At 42.1% G+C, this 5,753-nt stretch carries 6 protein-coding genes; 1 reads left to right on the top strand and 5 read right to left on the bottom strand.

The window, feature by feature from the left end; all coding sequences use genetic code 11:
- Positions 1-603 (top strand): PfkB family carbohydrate kinase (locus QXE01_11345; GenBank protein MEM4971831.1); only part of this gene is annotated, 603 nt, incomplete at its 5' end.
- A 183-nt stretch (positions 604-786) separates the two neighbouring features.
- On the opposite strand, the gene QXE01_11340 is transcribed toward QXE01_11345, so the two are convergent.
- From QXE01_11340 to QXE01_11320, 5 genes are all read right to left on the bottom strand, one after another.
- Positions 787-1,641, bottom strand: coding sequence for an ABC transporter permease (locus QXE01_11340; protein MEM4971830.1), 855 nt, complete (start codon positions 1,639-1,641; stop codon positions 787-789).
- Positions 1,634-2,614 (bottom strand): ABC transporter permease, encoded by a 981-nt coding sequence (locus QXE01_11335; protein ID MEM4971829.1) that lies wholly within the window; start codon positions 2,612-2,614, stop codon positions 1,634-1,636. Before QXE01_11335 ends, QXE01_11340 begins: the two co-directional genes overlap by 8 nt.
- 9 nt (positions 2,615-2,623) lie before the next feature.
- Positions 2,624-4,300 (bottom strand): ABC transporter substrate-binding protein, encoded by a 1,677-nt coding sequence (locus tag QXE01_11330; GenBank protein ID MEM4971828.1) that lies wholly within the window; start codon positions 4,298-4,300, stop codon positions 2,624-2,626.
- A gap of 408 nt (positions 4,301-4,708) precedes the next feature.
- Complete coding sequence (locus QXE01_11325) at positions 4,709-5,527, bottom strand: dienelactone hydrolase family protein (protein ID MEM4971827.1); 819 nt, start codon at positions 5,525-5,527, stop codon at positions 4,709-4,711.
- Between the two features lie 42 nt (positions 5,528-5,569).
- A partial coding sequence (locus QXE01_11320; GenBank protein ID MEM4971826.1) for a hypothetical protein occupies positions 5,570-5,753 on the bottom strand: 184 nt, incomplete at its 5' end.

The following is a 5,753-nucleotide window of genomic DNA, read 5'->3' as shown; positions in this document are numbered from 1 at the left end:
ATGTATGGGTACAAGGGCTCTGCAGAGGATCTAAGGCCTGAAGAGATAGATGAGGATCTGATTAGAGAATCTAGACATATCCATATATCCAGTTTAAGAATAGATACATCGATAAAAGCTCTTGAGCTAGCTAAGAAATATGGGTTAACATCTTCTTGGGATCCTGGAAGAGTCTTATCTAAGAAGGGCTTATCAGAATTAAAAAAGATCCTTGAGATGAGCGATATAGTTTTACTAAATAGTCAAGAAGCCTACTACATGACTAATGAGAAGGACTATAGAAAGGCTGCAGATATAATAAAAGATCTAGGCCCTCAGATCGTAGTTGTTAAGCTAGGTAAAGATGGTTCTTATATAAAAACTAAAGATTTTTCTGAATACATACCAGCTTTCCAAATAACAAATCCCGTTGACACTACAGGTGCGGGTGATGCATATGCAGCTGGCTTTATAACAAGCCTGTTAAGAGGATATACAATTAGAAAAGCTACCATATACGCTAGTGCGGCAGCAGCTCTCAAGATAATGAGGCTAGGCTCGCATGAAGTACCCTCCCATGATGAAGTGATTAATTTTATATGGGATAGAATACCCTCTTTCTGAAATAAACCAAATTAATAAATGATTAAGATATTAACATCTTAGCTCTTGATAGCAACCAAGCCATTCCTAGGTCAGAAAACATTTGTGGGAAAAGCTAGAGGGAGGGGCTTCTATATTCTAATGCTAGATATGCCTAGAGGATTACCTACGATTGGGTGAATCTGAGCTATTGAGTAATGATATTTAGGCCATACGTGCATTTTCTCTAGAAGCCCTGAATCTAGGATCTATAGTATCGTTGAGACCATCGCCGATCAGATTTACCGCCATGATTATAGCAACCAAGAATGCTGAGGGTAGTGCTGCGTACCACCACGCACTATCTATATAGAGAAAGCCTTCCCTCACAATGCCTCCTAGGCTAACAACAGGAGGTGGTGTGCTTAGGCCTAGGAAGCTCAGCCCAGATTCAAGTATTATAGCGGTGCTAAGTGTTAATGTGAACTGTGTAATCAATATCGATGCCGAATGTGGGATCAAATATTTACGCATGATCCATAGCTTACTAGCGCCTATTGCTCTCACAGCTTCTATGAATTGACTAGACATGATACCTATGGCAGTACTCCTCACAAGCCTAGCAACTATTGGTGATTCAGCTATCCCAATTGCTATTGATGCGATTAGAGGCCCCTGTCCATATGTAGCGCTTATAAAGAGTACAAGGACAAGTGTTGGGAAGGATAGAAGAGCATCTATAACCCTCGTTATAGTCTCATCAATACCTGTCCCTCTATAAAACCCGGCTATAAAGCCTATGGGCGCTCCTAGAAGGAATGCTATGATTGTTCCCAATACAGAGATATATAGAGATATAAGAATACCTAAGAATATCCTTGAAAGAAGATCCCTTCCCAAGGCATCGGTACCCATTGGATGTTCCAGCGAGGGCGGGCTCAAGGGTTTAGAAACCATAGTTTTAAAAGGATCTAGAAATCCCCCGAAGATCGAAGCAGCTGCCAAGATCACTAGCGTTATTAGCATTGCAAGGCCTATGAAGATCCTTGGTTCTCTTAATATAGCTCTATAGCTATTCATTAACAGCTCCACCTCTTCCATATCTTATCCTAGGATCTGCAACCGCGTATAGCACATCAACCACTAGGTTTATCACTACATAGGATAGGGATATTAACAGCACACATCCGAGAAGGACTGGGTAGTCACGCTGGATTATAGATTCATAGACTAGACTGCCGATCCCAGGGACTCTAAATATAGTCTCTGTTATAACTAGACCCCCTAATAGCGAGCCGAGCTGTAACCCTGTTATCGTTATTATTGGGAGCAACGCATTCCTAAGGATATAGCTCGAAAGGATCAGCCTTCTAGGTAGTCCCTTTGCTACTGCAACGATGACATAGTCCGAGGCTATAGCATCTATAATAGAGGCTCTAGTTATCCTAGCAATGACTGAGGCTATACCAAGGCCTGCTGCTAAGGAGGGCATCAACATCAGTTTAAGATTATTTATCGGATCCTCCGTTATCGCCACATACCCCGATGATGGAAGCATTCTAAGTAGTAAGGAGAATATAAGTATCAATATAAGGGCCCTCACAAATACTGGGATAGCTAGGTTTAGAAGCAAGATACTCGATATTAAGACGTCCACCTTATTACCCCTATTCAACCCTGCCAAAGTACCTAGCCCTATACCGAGTATAAGTCCTATTAATAGTGAGAGAATAGCTAGCTCTATAGTAACAGGTATTCTTTGAATAAGAAGATCCGATATTTTGATCTTATAAGCAATAGCTAGCGAATACCCTAGATCCCCTTTTAATATACCGGAAAACCAATCTATATAGCCAAGTAAAACCGGTTTGTCAAGACCTAACTGCCTTTCAAGCTCCCTCGCAGCCTCCTCACTATATTCTTCGCCTAAGAGAGCCTGCACAGGGTTTCCAGGTATAGATCTTATTACTAGATAGACAAAGAGGGATATTATTAAAAGTGTTATAGGCAGAACAGCTATTCTTCTTATTATTAGCTCCTTAAGTCCTTGCATCGACCACCCCTACTTAGAGATCCAGATACCTGCCGGCCTTATCATGCCATCCGCTATATGTATGAACCCTTTTACATATGGCTTCCACGCTTTTGGATCTGCTGGATATCTCACGAATATATATGGGGCATCGTCATATAATATATCTATTATCTGCCTATAGATCTTGGCTCTCTTAGACTGATCGCTTTCCGCTCTAGCCTGATCAAAGAGCTCATCAACCTTTGGATTCGAGTATCCCATAAAGTTGAAGGATCCACCGGTACGCCAGAACATATAGCTATTCTGATCCGGATCTGGTCTTCCGCTCCAGCCTATAGCAGATGCCTGGTAATTACCCTGCTCTAGGTTTGAAAGCTGTCTCGTAAAGTCCAGCTGTGTTATCTTAACCCTGATCCCTACCCTAGCAAGCTGGGATTGTATTAACTCCGCTTCGAGCCTAGCGATAGGGTCGACCCCTGTCTGTAGCTCGAAATCAAAACCATCTGGATAACCAGCGTCTCTAAGCATCTTCTTAGCCATATCAAGATCCGCTTTGGGCCACTTGCTGTGAGGTCTATAGTTAGGATCATAGAAGGAGCCATGGGCAGGTGTTATTGGTCCATAGTTAGCTGGTATGTCTATGCCATAGTATATTGTATTAACGATCTCATCAATATCTATTGCATACATGAAGGCTTTTCTCAATAGCTTATTATCGAATGGGGGTTTCCTTGTATTAAGCTCATAGCCCTGCCACCCCCACGTAGCCTTAACAGAATACACTAGGCTTCCCTGGGATGCCTCCCTTTTAACAACATCTATATCCTTCTGAGCAAACGTTTGGATTATATCTACAGTACCAGATCTAAGGTCATTTAACCTCTGTGTAGCATCAGCCTGGAATGTATATACAATCCTATCGAGATACGGCATACCAGATCTATAATAGCCATCAAACCTCTCGACAACAAGCCTATCCCCTTTTCTCCACTCTACAAATCTAAAGGGGCCAGCTCCTACTGGCTTTTGAAAGAAACCCTCCGGATCTTTTTCAAAAGATGTGGGGGATATAAACATGCCAGCACGATCTGTTAAGATAGATAGAAAAGGTGCAAATGGGCTTTTAAGCGTTACCCTTACCGTGAGACTATCATCAGCTTTGACACTCTCGATCAGGGCTACCTCGCTAGCCCTTGCATTTGGATTTGGAAGGAACTTCTTATCAAGCCTGCCAAGCATTCTATTGAAGTTCCACACAACCGCATCAGCATCTAATTTAGTCCCATCATGGAACTTCACCCCGTCTCTTATTCTAAATATATATGTTTTGGAATCCGGTTGGGACCAAGATTCACAGATAGCGGGTACTATATTGCCGTTCTCATCAAGATCCAAGAAATGATCATATATAGCCTGGTACACCTGTCTATCCACCGCAGCAGTAGAAGCATGAGGATCTAGCCTCACTATCTCCGAGATAAGCTCTATCCTCAGCTCACCACCTCTTACAGGAGTTAGAGGAGATCTAGGTGCTGTCGTTAGAGCTGTTGTTGATTGCTGACCTCTGACAGGTGTAGGAGTTAAGGTAGAAACCTGCGAACCTCTCGAGAGATAGTAAAGAACACCCAAGCCTATCCCTGCAGCTACAACTACACCGCCAACAATCTTCAGAAAAGATCTTCTACTTACCCCTCCTTCGCCCATGGGGCAACCTTACGCTATAATTTAAACCCAACCTTATATATTTAATTACCACATCAGAAGTTATATCCCCAACATATACACCTAAGAGTTACCACTCAAAATAAACCTTCACATTAGATTTCTTTAGCAATAGACGTAAGAGCTTAGAGAGAGATATATAGCTACATAGCTCATCGAGGTTTTAGTAGAGAATTAAAAATGATCTATATTGATAATGTTTTATGTAGCTACGACATATAAGATCTACTAATCATAGTCTCAATATGGTCTGTGCTATTGCTATTCTCATTTGCTACTTTTAGATCTAATCCTAGAGATCATTTCTATAGCTTCGAGGTACGCTTCAAAGCATCTTGAGAGCTTCCCATTGTCATCTATATCTCGCTTTATCTTCCCAGCATTACCCACTTATCCCACCCTCTTTAGCTTTTTCTCTAGAAATAGCTTTACCCTTTCCCACGCATCTAGAGATGCTTCCTCATTATAGGCTTGCCTTGTATTGTTGAAGAAGCCATGATATGTCCCTGGATAGATCTTCATTTCAAAATCTACACCATACTTCACTATAGCATCTATCAGTTGTGGGAGCAGAGAGTTTATAGGAGGGTCATAACCTGCATAGATCCCCATCACAGATCCCTTGATCTTTGAAACCCTTTCTATAGGGTTTGGAGGTGATCCATAGAATACTATTGTAGCTTTAAATTCCTCCTCCGTAGATAGCTGGAAGGCGAGACCTCCCCCCATACAGAAGCCCATAACAGCTATCTTTTCTCTTATAACATCGCTACTATCCCTAATATTTCTGGTAATTAATATTAGATCTCTCACCATTCTATCCTCAAGATCCCTCCTACCTATGAAGAGTATTTCGAGGACCTTTCTAACGGGCTCTTCAGCGTTCTCCAAGAGACCTCTGATATAGCTGGGATCTCTCCTCTTCTCCTGGGGGATGCTCCTGATGATAGACATTGCCTTCTCGACATTCTCTGTAGTTAGAAATGGCTTTAGGTCTGGTCTTGAATAGAGATCTGGTGCTACAACCATGTATCCTTCAGAAGCTATCCTATTGGCTACATCGATCATATGTTTTTCCAGACCCCATATCTCATGTATGAGTATAACAGCTGGCAGAGGATCTTTAACAGCTGGTCTCGCAATATATACCTCAATCCCGGAATCATCTACAGCGATGTTGGTTTTTCTAGTTAAGAGTTTATAATCCAAGCAATCACCACCTTGGTTAGAGGATTCGAGGCTATTAATACTCTATCCCCTCAAAATCCTAATCGCCTCTCTCATCCTCTCCACCGGATCGTGGTGTTTTGTTATCCACCCTCCGATAATTATTATAGATGCCCCGATGCTAGCCATCCTCTTTATAGATTCGCCTCTTATCCCCCCAGCCACAGCTACTCTGAAGCCTCTCTCCACAGCCTCTCTAACGACTTTT

This window comes from Sulfolobales archaeon, from assembly GCA_038897115.1.
Taxonomy (GTDB): domain Archaea; phylum Thermoproteota; class Thermoprotei_A; order Sulfolobales; family AG1; genus AG1.
Note: the sequence above shows the minus strand (reverse complement) of the source record. Positions and strands in the feature narration are given on the sequence as shown.

Bases quoted from the DNA above. Each gene is read 5' to 3' on its own strand.
- QXE01_11330 (MEM4971828.1), bottom strand. From the start codon at position 4,300: ATGGGCGAAGGAGGGGTAAGTAGAAGATCTTTTCTGAAGATTGTTGGC.
- QXE01_11335 (MEM4971829.1), bottom strand. From the start codon at position 2,614: ATGCAAGGACTTAAGGAGCTAATAATAAGAAGAATAGCTGTTCTGCCT.
- QXE01_11340 (MEM4971830.1), bottom strand. From the start codon at position 1,641: ATGAATAGCTATAGAGCTATATTAAGAGAACCAAGGATCTTCATAGGC.